Here is a 16,617-nt window from a genome sequence, read left to right on the forward strand (position 1 = left end):
GCGGTGGGCGTGTGCGATGTCCGGAACGCTGCTGGCAGGCCGGCCCTGACCACGTCGTCAGGAGCCGAGACCGTCAACTACCAGGAGCGGTTCGCCCGTCTCCTGCATCCGGAGCAGGGATTCGGTGCTGACGGGGAGTTCCGAGCCCAGTCGGGCACGGGGGCGACGGACCGGTTCCTGCTGCCCATCACCTCATTGTCGACGCTCCCCGCGACACCGCACACCAAGCCGTCCCCCCATGGATGCGGCCATCGGCTCATCGCCTGGACGGCACCACTGCGCTGCGGTGACGGTACAGGAAAGAGTGTTGTGGCCAACCTCGACGAGGCACGCCAGCGGGACACGTTCCCGCATGCGGTCGCTGCCTTCGGACGCGCGCGGCGCGGGCAGCCATCGACCAGCGGAGTGTCGGCAGCGCGCCCGGCCGGATGCCGACTCGATGACCCAAAGGTGGTCGGTGCCTGGCAGCGGCCGCGAGACTGCACGGCAAAGCCGTGGGAGACGAAGACTTTGTCCATGATGAGCACAGCGATCTCGACCAGTCACTGTCGCTCGCTCAGCGGCGAGCTACGGGCTGGGGCGGCTGGCGATCCGAGCGACCTCGTGGTGTCGACCCGCCCGCGGATTGGGCTGTTGCGACGTCCCGTCGGTCCGCCAATATGAAGCCGCCGAAATGACGCGGAGCAGGCGCCAGGATCCGATGGACCACGCCTCGGTCGGCATGGTCAGGGCATACGTCGTGCGCAGCCTTGCAAAGGCGCTAGGGCTGAACCCGCCGCACGCTTCAGTTCCTGACGGCTCCCAAGCCGTGATCACCCGAACCCCACACCATGATCGCCCCGCTCTGGCCCCTGGGCCGCGGGAAGAAGGAACTTCGATGAGCCACCACATGCCCTCGACTCCAGGCATGTCAGGTCACGTGCATGCCTTCCTGCCACGAAACCCGCAGGATGCGTCTCCCCGCAAGGAGAGTCCTGTGATCACCAGGAGAGCGCATCCTGACGACTTCGAACTCGTCCAGGAGCTGCACACGCGCTGCTCAACCGCAAGCCGCTACATACGCTACCTGCGGCTCAAGTCCGGGCTGACCGTGGGGGGAGTGGCGACACCTCTCGAGCCCACGGAAGGGGGTGACCCTGCTTTCCCATTTTTGCAACGAGCCGCAACGAGTCATCGCCATGACCGACACCATGAGCCTGCCCCAAGTGGGAACGTACGAACTCGGCGTCCTCATCGAAGACGCCTGGCAGGGACATGGCCTGGGCACGTTCCTGGTGCGTGCCGCAGTGGCGCAGGTTCAAAGCGAAGGAGGCCATGCCCTGCGGACAACGGTCGCATCGGACAACGACCGCATGAAGGCCATCCTGTTCCCACTGGGTGTGCTTCCCTGGGCTCCGTCCGGACCGACGCTCGACTTCGTCGTACCCTGCCGCGCCTCGACGACGACACACACAGAATCTCCCCGCCCAGCCCCCTTGCTAGGCAGCAGCAGACCACAGGCTGGTAGCCGGTCTGGCGACCCAGTCACATCGGCGGCCGAGCCGGCACGCCACCAGGAACAAGGCGCGGAAGTCCGTGTTCTTGGCATGGCTACGGAGCTGAGAAGCACCTCCGGCCAAGCTCAGGCGCGGCACGAGGAAATCCAAACGAGCCACGTGCCGGAGTCGCTACGCGCCTCACCCCGGTGGCAGCGCCCCGACAGCGACGAGCGGCGGCGGGACCAGTCCTGCGGCCCGATGGCCAACTGCTGCTCGGCGACTGGCGACATCTCTTCGACCCCTCCGCGGGGCCACGAGAAGCGATGACCTGCTTCGAAACCTTTCCGGCCACGCCGCGGACGGGGTTCGGTCCGTCGCATGCCAGGCTCGCACATGCGCCGAGAAAAGTGTCGCTCAATCCGACTGACCAGCGAGTTTCCTCTTGCGTCACAACGCAAACCAGTAACTAAGGAGAATGAAATGAAGCGTACCACGCCGACCGCCGCTGCTTCGGCACCCGACTTTGGCATTCTGATGCCAATAACCGTCTACTTGGACGACTTGGACCTGATGGGAATTCTGCACAACTCCCGTTACCAGGTATTGGTCGAGCGCGCATGGTCGGCATTCTGGATGGGCCAGGGATTCGGCGGCAAGACAGGTCTGGAAGGCGACGGATTCCAGGTTATCAAGGCATTTACCATCACCTACGAGGCTCCCCTGACACAGCCCGGCGAGTGCGCCGTACATCTGTGGATGGAGCACATGGGTAACACCTCGGCGACCGCGGGCTACCGGGTGTGCTCGGCCGACGGAGACACCACGTACGCACAGGGCACGCGCACATTCGTGCGCCTCGACAGCACGACGCTGCTGCCCACACCGTGGTCGGACCGAGGACGTGAGGTCGCCCGGACCATCGGAGTTCCGCAGGACCGAAAATAAGCGGGGCTCCACTGCACGGGATACGCGACAAGACCGGCACGGGCCACACAAGCCTGCCGCTCGGAATCGAGCCGCCCCCTGCGGCGTGAGGGGACTTGACCATGCGCGGCGGGCAATCAGAACGCGATGGCCTCCGATTCATGCGGAAACCTCACGCGTTTCCTCTCCTGATTTCCGACTCCGTCCCGAGGCTGCTTGACGTTTCGTGATCACATGCGGGTCCCAAGTGCAGGAACAACGCATTTTTGAAATGTAGCTCGTGGGAAAATATTGGCACAACCGCCGCGGCCTGGTCCAGGTCGGTGCCCTGGCCGCCACGATGGGAGCCGCCCTGGGAGCATTACTCGCCGTGAGTACTGTCGCGGCGACACCTGCATCGGTCGCGCCTTCGCAGTCAACGCAGCAGGCTGATGTTGCTCGCGGAGCCGTTGCCGGGCCGTTGCCCTCCCTTCTCTCCCCCCCCGCACGGTGGCTCGCTCGAGCCGCGACCGCCTCTACAGCGCGGACCAGTCGTCGAACATTGTGAGTGTGATCGCTCCTGCGACCAGCAAGACCCTGGGAGCCATCGCTCTCGGAGCACGGCGGCTCTCCAACGTCCTGAACCCTCAGTACGTCAACGACATCAACGTACATGGCCTGGCGTATGTCCCCGGTCGGCAGCGCCTGGCTGTCCTGAGCATCGCCAGCGGCATAGTCGACATCGTCGACACCGCCACCAACAAGGTGGTCAGCCACACCGGTGTAGGCCGCGCTGCTCATGAGGGATGGTTCACCAAGGGCGGTGGCCAGTCCTGGGTAGCCGACCGCGGGCGCGACACGGTCACCATCGTGGATGCCATTCACGGAGGCGTTCTGGCCAAGCTCGCCTGCCCATCACCTGGGTCGAGGCTTGGCAGCGCCTGTCAGTCGAGGTTGCCGGACGCGTCGGCGACGACCTGGACATGCCGCAGCAGCTTCTCCCAGGCGCCATCGACCGACCACATCAAGTGCCGCTTGTGCACGGTCTTCCACGGACCGAACCGTGCCGGCAGCTCACGCCACTGACAGCTGGTACTGAAGAGCCGGGGCCGAAGCTGGTCTCAGGTCGGCCGCGAGTGCCGGACCGGCAGGCTTTGCGCGGGATTCTGTTTCCAGGTGGCCAGACGGCGCCGGCAGGTCATGCCCGAGCCGAAGCCCAGCTCCTGCGGCAGGTACTCCCACTGAGGTCTTTGAGCGTGGGCACTGATCGGGTGACGGAATCGATGCCCGCAACGCACGAGGCTCCCGAGCCGTTGAGGGAAGTGTTCGAAGTCTCAACCCATGGGCATGGGAGCTGCGTTGGTTCCGTGTTTTGCCGCACTCGACCTGCCGCACGCCCTGGTCGAGTGGGTCACGATGCTCATCGTCACTCGTGAGTTTGACCGCCGCTGCAAGCTCCCACCGCGCCAGCGTGCCCTGGTCGCCGTGGTGTACCTACGCCACCATGACACCCTCGCCCAGCTCGCTGCCGGGTTCGGCATCCCGGTGGGCACCGCACACGCCTACGTGGCAGCCGTCGTCGACCTGCTCGCCGACCGCGCGCCCGGCCTGCTGCGGGCCCTGCGTCAGGCGGACCCGGACTACGTCCTGCTGGACGGCACCCTGGCGGAGTGCGACCGCGTCGGTGACAGCCGGGCCGGCTTCTCCCACAAGCACCGCCGGCACGGGGTGAACGTGCGGGTGGTGACCGACCCGGTCGGGCGGTTGCCGTGGATCTCGCCGACGCTGCCCGACCGCGCGCACGATCTCACCACGGCCCGCGCCCACCGGATCATCCGGATCTGCGCACGCCAGGGCGCACCCGTTCTGGCCGACCGCGTCTACTTGGGCGCCGGCCCGTGGGTGACGACACCTCTCAGACGCCCGCCGGGCCGTGACCTCACGCCGGCTCAGCAAACCGTCAACCGCGCTCTGCCCGCGGCCCGGGCACCGGTCGAGCGCGGCGTCGCACGCTTGAAGGCCTGGTACATCTTCCGCCGGTCCCGGTGGAGTCCGAATCGAATGTCGTCAATCGCCGCGGCCGTCCCCACTCTGGAGCGGCAACGCTGAAAGACCTCACTGAAGGGCGGACAGCTTTTCGGTGACGAAGGCTGTCACCGCTTCTTGGTGCTCACTCACGAAGAAGTGCCCGCCCGGGAAGACGCGCAGGTCGAAGGGGCCGGTGGTGCGCTCGTGCCAGGCGTTGACCTCGGCCTGAGTGGTACAAGGGTCGGCGGCGCCCGCGAGGGCGGTGATCGGGGTGCGGAGGGCAGGGTTGGGGCCCGAGGTGTAGGAATTCAGGGCTAGATAGTCGGCGCGAAGGGGTTCCAAGATCATGTGGAGCATGTCTTCGTAGCCCAGCAGGCGCGGGTCGGTGCCGCTCAGCTTTTGCATCTCGGCGAGCAGATCGTCGTCGTTGGTCGGGTCAAAGGCTTTGTCGCGGGGTTGCGCCGAGGCTCGGCGGCCGGAAACGAAGAGCATCTCCAGGGGATGACTCAGACGCTGTTCGAAGCGTCGGGCTACTTCGAAGGCGAGCACGGCGCCCATGCTGTGACCAAAGAGCGCCAGTGGACGGTCCGTGAACCCCTTGAGCTGATCGAACAACTGGTCGGACAGGATGTGGAGGTCGGTTGGGGAGGGTTCATGGCGCCGGTCCTGGCGGCCCGGGTATTGCAGAGCGAACGTGTTGAAACGGTCGGACATGGTCGTACAGAATTGGCGATAGTAACTCGCGGAGCCGCCTGCATGTGGAAATACGACAAAACGCATCGCTTCGAACGGTCCGGGACGGTAACTGCGAAGCCACAGTGCTGATTCCTGCTCAGCCTTGCTGTTCGTGTCCTTCATTGCGATTCCTTGAATTTGGCTTAAGTATTTGTGATGGATTCCGCTTCCCGGGATGTGGTGGCGATTTCCGAGGATCGTCCGTTTGACGCATGACGGGAAGCGGGCGTGGCGTGGCGGGTGTCACTCCAAGCGGAGACGAGAGCGATGGCCTGCTCGGGGTTGACACGGGGATCACACAGCGTGGTGCGGCGGCTGCCGACCCTTTCCAGGGCGTGGAAGCCATCCGCGCACTCGAGGACGTCGTCGGGGGTGGTTTCCAGGTGAAGTCCGCCGGCGACGCCGCCCCCGGCGGTGATCGAACGGTGGAATTCCCGAATCTCGTCGACCATCGTGGGCAGCAGGCGGGTCTTGTGACCGCCCGGCCCGGTGACGGTGTTGCCATGCATCGGGTCGCACAACCAGATGACCGGGTGGCCGGCGCGATCAACCGCCCGGACGAGCGGGGGCAGCCGATGGCCGACGGCGTCGGCGCCCATCCGCGCGATGAGAGTGAGGCGTCCGGGTTCGTGCCCAGGATCGATGCGGGCGCACAGGGTGGTGATCTCGTTCTCGGTCATTGTGGGGCCGACTTTGACCGCGACGGGGTTGACGACATCCGTGATCAGGTCGACATGGGCGCCGTCGAGTTGTCGCGTGCGTTCGCCGATCCAGGGCCAATGCGTGGATCCGAACAGGTGTTGTCGGTCACCGAGGCGGCGCATCAAGGGTAGCTCGTAGTCAAGAACGAGGGCTTCATGGCTGGTCCACACGGCAGATTCGGTATCAGGCGCACCGGGGGACTGGAGGCCGACGGAAGGTCCACGCCATCCCAAGTGCTCCATGACATCCCCTGCGGTCATATAGGCGGCAAGCATGCGCAGCGGGTCGTGGCGGCGGCTGTCGGGGTCGGGCAGCGGGGAGTTGATCATGTGGCCGCGGTAGACGGGCAGTTCACGGCCCGCCACAACTTCCACGAGATGGGAACGAGGCTTGGCGAACTGGCCCGCAATGCGGCCCACGCGCAGCACTGGTTTGCCGGTGTCGAGCTTGAGGGCGGCCGTGAGGAGGTCGAGCAGGGCGGATTTGCGCCAGACATGCTCGGCCGTGCACTCGTCCGGGTTCTCGGCGCAGTCGCCGACCTGAAGTACCAGTGCTTCACCCTGGGCCACTCTCGCCAGCAGTGAGCGAAACCTGAGAACGTCCTCGAGTCGGACCAGTGGGGGTCGACTGGCCAGGATCGCCCGTGCCCGATGGGCAAGTGCTCTGTCCGGCCAGTCGGGTTGCTGGCCGGCCGGTTTGCGTGTCTGTGTGACAGGGCTTTGTCTCAAGGCGGTCTCCAGGTCACAGATCGGTCGGGAAAGCACAGTCCACGAGCCGTCACGAACAACTCATAACGGATCTGCAGGGAACTCGTGACCGGGTATCGACGATAGGAGGCGAACGACGGCACGCTCAATCCGGCTCAACTGCGCCAGGGGGGAGCGAGGCGGAAATAGGGGATGCCTGGGAGGGTGCTGCCCGGGCATCCGACGTTCCAGCACGGCGGCACCCGCACGAATGCAGCTTGTGAGCGTGCGGTGATGTTTCGACCGGAGACTCCTCGGATCGGCAACCCCTAGACACCGCTACTTCACCTGCCGCGCCGCGCCGCGTCGAAGCCGACCGCCGGTCGGACGCGGGCGAGGCCGCGTTCCATTTCGACGACCTCTTCCACACTTCCAACACGCCGCGACACATAGTGTGGTTGTGTCAGCTGCCGTCATCCACCTTTAGGGGATGCTAGGGGCTGACGCATCTCCCCGGTGCCGTGGAACATAAGTGTGAGGTCTTGCGGATCGCCACAAGTCTTCGGGGCGCAGCGCGCTCGAGCTTGCGGCAGGTCGAGGCCCGTCTCCTTGGAGCGCTGAGAGAACTCCGGTCGTTCTTCGATGCTTTTCCGGAGTGCCGCCAACGACTAGGAGCAGTCAGTCATATGCATCTTCTTGTCAAGGGAATCCAGCACCGGGTATCCGGTGAGATCCTCGTACCGAACTCCAAATACCACGCGCACCGTGCCCTGATCCTCGCCTCCCTCGCCGACGGAGAGAGCCGCGTCCACGGACTCACCGACGCCCGGCATGTCGAGTACACCGTGCGGATGCTGCGCGGGCTCGGGGTGGACATCACCCGCCAAGGTGACACTTTCGTGGTGCAGGGGCTCGGCGGCAGGTTCCGGCCGCGCCGTGCGGAGGTCTCGGCCGGAAGCTCCGGCACCACTCTCTACTTCATGATCGGGCTTGCTTCGCTGTCGGACCGTCCGGTCGCGATCACAGGACAGAAGTACTTCCGGCGACGTCCCGTGGGGCCGCTGCTGCGGGCACTTGAAAAGATGGGCGTCCAGTTGTGGTCCGCGGACGACTGCCCGCCCGTCCATGTCGAGTCCCGGAGGCCGACCGGGGGGCATGTGACCATTCCGGGCACGTTGTCCCAGTGGATATCCGGGTTGCTTCTGCTTGCGCCGTTCGCCACCGGGCCCACCACCATCGAGGTGGAAGGGGAGCTCAACGAACGCACTTACCTGGAACTGACGGTCGCAATGATGCGGCAGTTCGGTCTCGACGTGGTGGTGTCGCCGGACTTGCGGCGCTTCGAGGTGGCTCCGGACCAGGCGGCGCGTGCCGTCGAGCTGACGCTGCCGCCGGACATCGGCTCGGCGGCCTTCGGTATCGCCACCGCCGCCCTGCACCCTTCCGACGTACTGCTGCGTGGAATGACGAGTCTTGACGGCGGGCCCGCCGATCACCCCGAATTCCACTTCCTCGACATCGCCCGTGCCATGGGGGTGCCGCTTGAGAAGGACGAGACGGCCGGCGGCCTGCGCATCCGGCAGGGCACGCCGTTGCTGAAAGCCGTCGAAGTGGACTGCCGCGACGTACCGGACATGCTGCCGATCCTGGCCTCCCTCGCCACCTTCGCGCACGGCGAGTCGGTCTTCCACAACATCGCGCACACCCGGCTGAAGGAGTCCGACCGGGCCGCCGCGATGCTCCAGCTCAACTCCATGGGCGGCGAACTGGAGCTGACCGGCGACACCCTGACAGTGCGCGGTGTGGGAGATCTGGTGGGTGCGCGGCTCTCGTCGTACAACGACCACCGCGTGCTGATGTCGCTGGCCGTCGCCTCCTCACGGGTACGGGGCCACTCCACGCTGACCTATCCCAACGCGTATCGCATCTCGTACCCGGGGTTCCTCGACGCGATGAACACCATCGGCGTGCCGATGACGGTCGAGGAGGGCACCCAGCGCGCTGCCACACAACCCGATCGACGACTTGCACCGACGGCGTCGGCGACGGCGACGGCGCCGGACACGGCAGCACAGACCACTCTGCCCGCATGGCTGGACCGGCACGCCGCGTCCCGCCCGGCGGACACCGCCATCGTGGACGTGAGCCAGGACGGGGACCTCGTCATCACCTGGCGTGCGCTGGCGGACCGGGTGGAGCGGGCCGCGGCGCTGCTGATGAGGCTCGGCGTGCGGCCCGGGGACAACGTGGCGTACCAACTGCCGAACCGCCTGGAGTTCGTGGTGCTGTCGCTGGCGGCCCTCCGGATCGGTGCGGTCTGCTGCTCGGTCATGCCGTTCTACCGTGAGCGTGAACTGGAGTTTGTGCTCCGCCGGTCCAAGGCACGCGTCTTGGTGGTCATGGACGAGCACCGCTCGCGGCGCCCCGCTCAGGAGGTCCTGGCACTCGCTGCCCCGCAGACCTCGCATCTGGAGCATGTCGTCGTGGTGAGCCCGTCGGGCTCCGCCCGGTTGCCGCATGTGTCCGTGGACGGAGTCTCCGTACACGACTGGGCGGCCGCCCTGGACGTGACCGCGGTCGACCGTCCGGCGCTCGACGCGATCCTGCCGACGGCGGACATGACGGCGCAACTGCTCTTCACCTCGGGCACCACAGGCGAACCCAAGGGTGTCACGCAGCCGTCCGCGAACCTGGTCCGGGCCGCCGTCATGGAGATCAGGCATCTCGGCCTCAGCGCCGCCGACACCGTGTGGGTGCCTTCGCCGCTCGCGCACCAGACGGGGTTCCTGTACGGGATGGTGCTGGCGATCGTACTCGGCGTGCCGCAGATCCTGCAGTCCGAGTGGGACCCGAAGCGCGCCGTGGTCTCGCTGAACACGTACAAGGCGACATTCGTACAGGCCGCCACGCCCTTCCTGTCCGATCTGGTGAAGGCTGTCGAGGGCACCGGGGAGGTACCGCGCCACCTGCGGATATTCGTGGCCACCGGGGCTACCGTGCCGCGTGGTCTGGCAGAACGCGCGAGTCTGGTGCTCGGTACCACGGTGTGCGGAGCGTTTGGCACCACCGAGACCTGCCTGGGCGCGCTGTCCGCGCCGGCCGATACGCCGGAGCAGTGCTGGGGCACCGACGGCCGCGCGTTCGGCGGCATCCGGCTGCGGGTCACCGACGACGAAGGCCGTGTCCTGCCTGCGGGTGCCGAGGGCAACTTCGAGATACGTTCGCCCACGGTCTTCTCGGGCTATCTGGACCGGCCCGACCTGACGGCGGAGGCCTTCACCCGGGATGGCTGGTACCGCACCGGTGACCTGGCGGTTATCGGCGAAAACGGCTTCGTGCGGATCACCGGGCGGGTCAAGGACGTGATCAACCGCGGTGGCGAGAAGGTCCCGGTCGCGGAAGTGGAACAGTTGCTGTTCGGGCATCCGTCGGTCGACGATGTCGCCATCGTGGCCATGCCCGACGACCGTCTGGGCGAGCGCGCGTGCGCCTTCGTGGTGCTGAAGGCCGGCGCGGAGCTCGGCTTCGGCGACATGCGCCGGTACCTGGACCGACGCCAGGTGGCGAAGCAGTACTGGCCTGAACGGCTTGAACGGGTGGCTGTCCTGCCGCGCAACCCGATCGGCAAGGTGCAGAAGTTCGAACTGCGCGCCAGGGCCTGCGGTCTGCGGCCGCACGATGAGGCCGCCGATGAACCCTCCTCGTGATCCTCGGTCACCCCGTAACGAAGAAGGTAAGGAGAAACAGCAGATGATGGACGAGGAGCGGTTCTGCCGCATCCGAGCTGAGATCGACCAATGGGTGCGGGGGCCGGGCGAACGCTGGGCCGAGCGCATCGAGGAGACTGGCCAGGTCCCGGAGGCGCTGTGGGCCGAGCTGAACGGACTGGGGTTCCTGCGGACAGCCGCTCCGGTCGAGTACGGGGGGCAGGGGCTCGGATTCGCACAATGGATGGAACTGATGGAGATTTTCTCCCGCTCCCACGGATCCATCCGCATGATCGTGCATGTCGTCAACGGCATCTGGCGGTCCATGGACGGGCACGCCTCGGCGGAGCAGCGAAAGCGGTTCGTCGTCCCCTCCATCATGGGTGAGATCAAGATCGCGTTCACGCTGACCGAACCCGGCAACGGAACGGGTGCGGACATCACCACCTCGGTGACGCGTGAGGGCGACACCTATTACCTGTCCGGCCGAAAGCACCTGATCACGTTCGGAATGCGCTGCGACTACTATCTGCTGGCCGCACGCCTGGCGGGTACCACCGGGCACGAGGGCACGGTCGCTCTGCTGGTGCCCCGCGACGCGCCGGGAGTACAGGCCGAGGACATCTCCGACACGATGGGCGTCACCGGCACCGACCATGCGTCCCTCGTCTTCGACCACACGCCCGTGCCGGTGGACCACCGCCTCGGAGAGGAGGGCGAGGGGCTGAAGGTCTTCCTCGGCGGGTTCCTCACTCCTTCGCGGATCTCGGTCGCCATGAGCTGCGTCGGACTGGCCCGGCGCGCCCAGCAACTCGCCCTCGAGTACGCGCGTACCCGGATGACCTTTGGTAAGTCCCTGACCGAGCGTCAGGCGATCCAGTTCATGCTCGCTGAGAACGCCGCCGACATCGAGGCGGCCAGACAGTTGGTGCTGCACGCCGCACGCCGCTTCGAGGCGGGTGCCGACGACGCGTCGATGCAGTCCTCCATGGCGAAGATGCACGCGGTAACGATGCTGACCACCGTTACGGACAAGGCCCTGCAGATCCACGGTGGGCTCGGCTACTGGAAGTCCCAGAAGATCGAGCGCGTCTACCGGGACGCCCGCGCACAGCGCTTCGAGGAAGGCACCAACGAGGTGCAGAAGGCCGTCGTGTTCCGCGAACTGCTGCGGCAGGGCACCGTCGCCGGAGAGGGAGAGCGTTGACCTACGACAGCAGCCGGACATCGAAAACCGGGACACCTCCGGTCTCTTTGATCACAGGCGCCTCGCGCGGCATCGGCCGGGCATTGGCGCTCACCCTCGGCCGCCGGGGCAACACCGTGGTGGTCAACTACAAAAAGAACGCCGACCTGGCGGAGAAGACCGTAGCCGACATCGAGGAGGCCGGCGGCCGGGGTCTCGCCGTTCAGGCGGACATGGAGACCACGGACGGCGTCCGCGCACTTTTCGACGGGGTGGCGCAACGCTGCGGGCGTCTGGACCACTTTGTGTCGAACGCGGCGGCCAGCGCCTTCAAGAACATCGTCGACCTGGGTCCGCACCACCTCGATCGTTCCTACGCGATGAATGTGCGGCCCTTCGTACTCGGAGCGCAGGAAGCCGTCAGGTTGATGGACAACGGCGGGCGGATCGTCGCCCTGTCGTCCTACGGCTCGATCCGCGCCTACCCGACGTACGCCACGCTGGGCGCGATGAAGGCCGCGATCGAGGCGTGGGTGCGATACATGGCAGTGGAATTCGCGCCGTACGGCATCAACGTCAACGCGGTGAACGGTGGTCTGATCCACTCCGACTCACTGGACTACTTCTACAACGTCGAGGGCATGCCGGACATAGGCGGAGTGCTCGACCGTATCCCCGCCCGGCGCCGCGGCACCGCCCAGGAAATGGCCGACACCATCGCCTTTCTGCTGGGTGACGGGGCCGGGTACATCACGGGCCAGACGTTGGTGGTGGACGGGGGCCTGAGTGTGGTCGCGCCGCCGTTCTTCGCCGACGCGGGCGAGGGCCTTCGGCTGCCGCCCCGCCCGACGCGGGACACCTGAGCGGCAAGGGGCGCAGCATGTACCCCCACGTCTTCCGGCCCGGTGCCATCGGCACGCTCGGCCTCGCTCATCGCATCGTCATGGGTGCCATGCACCTCAACCTGGAGACTGCGGACGACGGGGGCAAGGCTCTTGCCGCCTTCTACGCGGAGCGCGCGGAGGCCGGTGCGGCCCTGATTGTCACCGGCGGCACCGCGGTCAGTCCCGTCGGCGCGGGCGGCCGCGGATACGGGGTGATCGGGAACCGTACGCACATGGCGGCGCTCTCGGCCGCGGTGCGGGCGGTGCACGACCGAGGCGGACAGATCGCCCTCCAGCTCTTCCACGCCGGGCGGTACGCGCTTCTGGGCGCCGACGGAGGCCCCACGCTCGCCCCGTCCGCGGTCCACTGCCGTTTCTCGCGCAGCACTCCGCGCGCGATGACGCCCGAGGACATCGCCTCGACGATCGGCGACTTCGGCGCAGGCGCAGGTGCCGCGCGTGAACTCGGGTTCGACGCCGTCGAGGTGATGGGCTCCGAGGGCTACCTGATCAACCAGTTCACGGCACCGTTGACGAATCGCCGCGACGACGAGTGGGGCGGCGACAGCGGGAGACGGCGCCGGTTCCCAGTGGAAGTGATGCGCGCGGTCCGCGCCGCCGTCGGTACGGACTTCCCAGTGCTGTTCAGGATCTCCGGGGCGGATCTGGTCGACGGTGGTACCCCCGCGGAGGAGGTCGGCGCCCTGGCCGTGGCACTGGCGAAGGCCGGCGCGGACGCGCTCTCGGTCGGCGTGGGATGGCACGAGTCGCCGGTGCCCACCGTGCAGGCGCAGGTTCCGGCGGGCACTTGGGCGTACAGCGCCAAGGCGGTGAAGCGGGCGTTGAGGGCGGACGGCCTGGACGCCGTCCCGGTGATCGCGTCCCATCGCTTCAACCGTCTCGCACAGGCCGACGAGGTGCTGGCCGACGGCGAGATCGACTTCGTGGCCATGGCCCGGCCGTTCCTTGCCGATCCGGAGATCGTCGCCAAGTCGGGCGCCGGCCGCTCCGACACCGTGAATCTCTGCATCGCCTGCAACCAGGCGTGCATCGATCGCTCGTTCGGCTCTGACCAGGTGTCCTGCCTCGTCAACCCCAGGGCTGGACACGAGGCGGAGTTCCCGTCCGGTCCGGTGCCCGGCTGCGGCCGGCCGGAGCGCGGTCGCTACGCGGTGATCGGCGCGGGGATCGCCGGCCTGGAGGCGGCGCGGGCCCTCGCGAGGCTGGGCCACCACGTGGAGGTGTACGAGGCGGCCGCCGAGCCCGGCGGCCAGTTCCGGCTGGCCTCGCAGGTACCGGGGAAATCCGACTTCGCGGAGACCATCCGGCACCATGTCCGCGAACTGCGGGAACTGGGTGTGGCCCTGCACACCGGCCGCCGGGTCGGCCCCGAGGACGTAAACGCACTGCGGGCGTTCGAGGGCGTCGTGCTCGCCACGGGCGTGGTCCCCGTACAGCCGAACCTTCCGGGCGTGACGCTGCCCCATGTTCTGGACTACGCCCAGGCGTTCGCGGAATCCCAGTCGCTCGGACCCAGGATCGCCGTCATCGGCGGTGGCGGCATAGCAGTCGACCTGGCGCACCGGCTCACTGCCGAGCCCGGCACCAAGTCCACGCCGGAGGACTTCCTCGCGTTGCACGCCGTGACCATGAGTGGCGCGGCGACGGCTTCGGCGCGTCTCGGGCCCTCCCGGACCGCCCGGCGTGGCGGCCGTGAGGTGACACTGATGCGGCGTGGAAGGACCATCGGCCAGGGCATCGGCCCCAGCACACGCTGGGTTGTCATGGGGGAGCTGCGATCCGTCGGTGTCCGCATGCTGACCGGCGTCACCTGCCAGGAGATCACCCCTGACGGGGTGGTGGTCCGTGATGCCGAAGGGGAGCGGCTCGTTGCCGCTGACCATGTCGTCCTTGCCGTGGGCCAGCGGCCCGTGACGGACCTCGTCGCCCTGCTGCGCGCAGCCGGCGTGCCGTTCGTCGCCGCAGGCGGCGCGGCTGGCACCCAGGGCCTGAACGCCGTACGAGCCACCGCGGAAGGACTGCGGGCCGCACACCACGTCGCGCGTATGCCGGCGGGGTGACGGTGCGGCGGACACGGGCTGGTGCGGGGCGGGGACAGCGAGAACAGGGGCGGATAGGGGATGGAGGCCCTGCCCGATCGAAGCGAAAAATCGTTCATGGCCTCGGCGACGCGGGACGCAACGCCCGGGCGAGGCGGCCGGCTCGGCAGACATTCCGAGGGGACGGCCCTGGTCCGCGGCACTGCCCGGCGGTGCATTACAGACACCATTCCGGGTCGCCCCGCACCCACGCCTCTCAGACCTGTACTCCCCCGGCATCTGACCAAGGGAAAGTAAACATGTTCCGTACGCTGCGCACACTGTTGGGGGACGCGCGCCTGCGTCGGCTCCTGCCACTGTCGTTGCTCGCCCGGACGCACCTCAGTGCCTTGCCGGTCGCGCTGTCGTTCTTGATCGCCGACTGGACTGGCTCATACGCCAGCGTGGGTCTGCTGTCCGGCGGGATGGCGATCGGACAGGCGGTGGCCGGTCCGGTGCGGGGACGGATCGCCGACCGTGACTCCGCGACCGGTGTCCTGTTCACCACCGGCGTCGCCTACGCCCTGGGGCTCGGTCTGCTGATCGCCGTGGCCGGGCTGTCGCCGGCGAGCCTTTGGCCGGTCGCCGTGGTGATCGCCTTCTTCACGGGACTGGCCTTGCCGCCCGTCTCCCAGGTCTCCCGCTCGGTGTGGCCGCGACTGGTCAAGGACGAGCAGCGGGACGCCCTCTACACCCTGGACTCCACCGGGTACGAACTGGTCGCCATGGCGGGACCTCTCCTGGCCACGACAGTCGTGACGTTGTCGGGCGGCATGGCTGCCGTGGCCGTCTGTGCCGTACTGGCCACGGGCGGGGCGATGACCTTTGCGCTGGTGCTGCGGGCGGCCGCGCTGGACCGTGTCGAGCCGCGCGGCCAGGCCCAGCCGGGCGAACGGGCGGAGCGGAGTTCGCTGTTGCGTGATCCGGTCTTCCTGCGAGCGGTGCTCGTGGCGTTCTTCTTGATGGCGGCCTTGTTCTCGGTGAACCTCTCACTCGTGGCCTGGGGCCGCGACAACGACGAAGCGACGACTGCGGGAGTACTGATCGCCCTGTTCAGCCTGGGTTCCGCCGTCGGCGGACTGGCTGTCGTCGGACGCGGCCGCAGACAGAACAGCGGGCGCAGCATCGGGGTACTCGTGGTGGGCCTGGCCGTGCTGGCGGTGCTGCTGCCGCCGCTCTCCGACCAGACCCCGGTGTGGGGGCTCGCGGTGGTGACGGCCCTGACGGGGACAGCGGTGGCCCCGAGCCTCGGGGCGAGCAACGCCCGGATAGGCGAAGTCGCGCCGCCCGAGCGGCGCGCCGAGGCCTTCGGCTGGCTGGCCACGGCGACCACCGGCGGAGTTGCCTTCGCCATGCCCGTGGTGGGCTGGCTGCTCGACGTGCGTGGACCGGCCGCGTCGATCGGCCTCGGCGCGGCTGCCGCGATGGTCTCCGCGGCGCTGGCCGTCAGTCTGCCGAAGCCCGTCCGGCCCGAGACCGAAGTCGCCGTGCCGGCCACAGAGGTGAACTGAGCATGCGTGTAGTGATCCTGGGCGTCACGACGCGTCTCGGCACCCGGCTGTCGGAAACCCTGATTGCTCAGGGAATGACGCCGGTGGGGCTGATCCGCGGGGCCGAGCGCGCGCCCCGGTTGCGGCAAGCCGGTGTCGAACCCGTCGTTGTCGGCAGCGACAGCGGCGGGGCGGCAGAAAAGGTCGTAGGCGCCATGACCGGAGCGGGCGCGGTGGTGCTGGCCGCGGGTACCGGGCTCGGACCCGGCACGCCCGACGCGCCCACGGTCATGTCCCCGGCCGTCCTGCTGGCCCTCTCGGCCGAGCGGGCCGGGGTCCGTCGCTTCGTACTGGTGAGCGCCATGCTGCCGAGCGAGAGCGACCGCGCAGCGCTCGGCGACGATCTGCCGGCGTATCTGCGGGAGAAGGAGAGAGCGGAACACGCCGTGCGGGAGCGGGACCTGGACTGGTGTGTGCTGCGCCCCGGGATGCTGGATGATTCCCCGCCCACCAGACGGATCCTGCTGCGCTCGGGTTCTGACCCCCGGCCCGACGGGCCCATCGGCCGGCCCGACTTGGCCATGACCGTAGTGGAGGCGCTCACCGCGCCGGCGGCGGTGCACAAAGTGCTGGCCGTCTCCTCCGGCACATGGGACATCCGAGCAGCCCTGGCGAGGCCGAGTCCCTGAATATCCGGATCTCGTGTTTTCGTCGGGAAT

Annotated in this window: 11 protein-coding genes and 1 pseudogene; 9 read left to right on the top strand and 3 right to left on the bottom strand. The window is 67.8% G+C overall.

Annotation, left to right across the window (positions count from 1 at the left end; translation table 11 throughout):
- The first annotated feature begins 1,178 nt into the window (after positions 1–1,178).
- Entirely contained in the window at positions 1,179–1,805 is a 627-nt protein-coding gene (locus tag AB0H32_RS22915; RefSeq protein WP_361123657.1) for a GNAT family N-acetyltransferase, read from the top strand.
- A 153-nt stretch (positions 1,806–1,958) separates the two neighbouring features.
- Entirely contained in the window at positions 1,959–2,423 is a 465-nt protein-coding gene (locus AB0H32_RS22920) for an acyl-CoA thioesterase (protein ID WP_361123625.1), read from the top strand.
- A 905-nt stretch (positions 2,424–3,328) separates the two neighbouring features.
- Here AB0H32_RS22920 and AB0H32_RS22925 read toward each other — a convergent pair.
- Positions 3,329–3,463 (bottom strand): annotated as a pseudogene (locus AB0H32_RS22925) (transposase); the annotation flags it as partial.
- Positions 3,464–3,740: 277 nt separating this feature from the next.
- On the opposite strand from AB0H32_RS22925, the gene AB0H32_RS22930 reads away from it, so the two are divergent.
- On the top strand, positions 3,741–4,490 hold the full coding sequence (locus AB0H32_RS22930) for a transposase family protein (protein ID WP_361123660.1): 750 nt from the start codon (positions 3,741–3,743) through the stop codon (positions 4,488–4,490).
- Between the two features lie 6 nt (positions 4,491–4,496).
- On the opposite strand, the gene AB0H32_RS22935 is transcribed toward AB0H32_RS22930, so the two are convergent.
- Together AB0H32_RS22935 and AB0H32_RS22940 are read right to left on the bottom strand one after the other, a co-directional pair.
- Positions 4,497–5,267, bottom strand: coding sequence for an alpha/beta fold hydrolase (locus AB0H32_RS22935; protein ID WP_361123628.1), 771 nt, complete (start codon positions 5,265–5,267; stop codon positions 4,497–4,499).
- Positions 5,268–5,287: 20 nt separating this feature from the next.
- Positions 5,288–6,610 carry a 3-deoxy-7-phosphoheptulonate synthase gene (locus tag AB0H32_RS22940; protein ID WP_361123630.1) on the bottom strand — a complete coding sequence of 441 codons (1,323 nt, stop codon included), beginning with the start codon at positions 6,608–6,610 and terminating at the stop codon, positions 5,288–5,290.
- A gap of 608 nt (positions 6,611–7,218) precedes the next feature.
- Between AB0H32_RS22940 and aroA the strand changes: the two genes are divergently transcribed.
- From aroA to AB0H32_RS22970, 6 genes are all read left to right on the top strand, one after another.
- On the top strand, positions 7,219–10,239 hold the full coding sequence (aroA, locus tag AB0H32_RS22945; RefSeq protein WP_361123632.1) for a 3-phosphoshikimate 1-carboxyvinyltransferase: 3,021 nt from the start codon (positions 7,219–7,221) through the stop codon (positions 10,237–10,239).
- A gap of 43 nt (positions 10,240–10,282) precedes the next feature.
- Complete coding sequence (locus AB0H32_RS22950) at positions 10,283–11,446, top strand: acyl-CoA dehydrogenase family protein (RefSeq protein WP_361123634.1); 1,164 nt, start codon at positions 10,283–10,285, stop codon at positions 11,444–11,446.
- Between the two features lie 47 nt (positions 11,447–11,493).
- Complete coding sequence (locus AB0H32_RS22955) at positions 11,494–12,288, top strand: SDR family oxidoreductase (protein WP_361123636.1); 795 nt, start codon at positions 11,494–11,496, stop codon at positions 12,286–12,288.
- 17 nt (positions 12,289–12,305) lie between these two features.
- Positions 12,306–14,390, top strand: a complete 2,085-nt coding sequence (locus tag AB0H32_RS22960) for an NADPH-dependent 2,4-dienoyl-CoA reductase (protein WP_361123639.1) — start codon at positions 12,306–12,308, stop codon at positions 14,388–14,390.
- Between the two features lie 278 nt (positions 14,391–14,668).
- A complete protein-coding gene (locus AB0H32_RS22965) occupies positions 14,669–15,919 on the top strand; it encodes an MFS transporter (RefSeq protein ID WP_361123642.1) in 1,251 nt (416 codons plus the stop codon).
- A 2-nt stretch (positions 15,920–15,921) separates the two neighbouring features.
- Positions 15,922–16,587 (top strand): NAD(P)H-binding protein, encoded by a 666-nt coding sequence (locus tag AB0H32_RS22970; protein ID WP_361123645.1) that lies wholly within the window; start codon positions 15,922–15,924, stop codon positions 16,585–16,587.
- Positions 16,588–16,617: the final 30 nt, after the last annotated feature.

This window comes from Streptomyces sp. NPDC020362 (assembly GCF_040642095.1).
Taxonomy (GTDB): domain Bacteria; phylum Actinomycetota; class Actinomycetes; order Streptomycetales; family Streptomycetaceae; genus Streptomyces.

Bases quoted from the DNA above. Each gene is read 5' to 3' on its own strand.
- aroA (WP_361123632.1), top strand. From the start codon at position 7,219: ATGCATCTTCTTGTCAAGGGAATCCAGCACCGGGTATCCGGTGAGATC.
- AB0H32_RS22965 (WP_361123642.1), top strand. From the start codon at position 14,669: ATGTTCCGTACGCTGCGCACACTGTTGGGGGACGCGCGCCTGCGTCGG.
- AB0H32_RS22935 (WP_361123628.1), bottom strand. From the start codon at position 5,267: ATGAAGGACACGAACAGCAAGGCTGAGCAGGAATCAGCACTGTGGCTT.
- AB0H32_RS22915 (WP_361123657.1), top strand. From the start codon at position 1,179: ATGACCGACACCATGAGCCTGCCCCAAGTGGGAACGTACGAACTCGGC.
- AB0H32_RS22970 (WP_361123645.1), top strand. From the start codon at position 15,922: ATGCGTGTAGTGATCCTGGGCGTCACGACGCGTCTCGGCACCCGGCTG.
- AB0H32_RS22950 (WP_361123634.1), top strand. From the start codon at position 10,283: ATGATGGACGAGGAGCGGTTCTGCCGCATCCGAGCTGAGATCGACCAA.
- AB0H32_RS22920 (WP_361123625.1), top strand. From the start codon at position 1,959: ATGAAGCGTACCACGCCGACCGCCGCTGCTTCGGCACCCGACTTTGGC.
- AB0H32_RS22960 (WP_361123639.1), top strand. From the start codon at position 12,306: ATGTACCCCCACGTCTTCCGGCCCGGTGCCATCGGCACGCTCGGCCTC.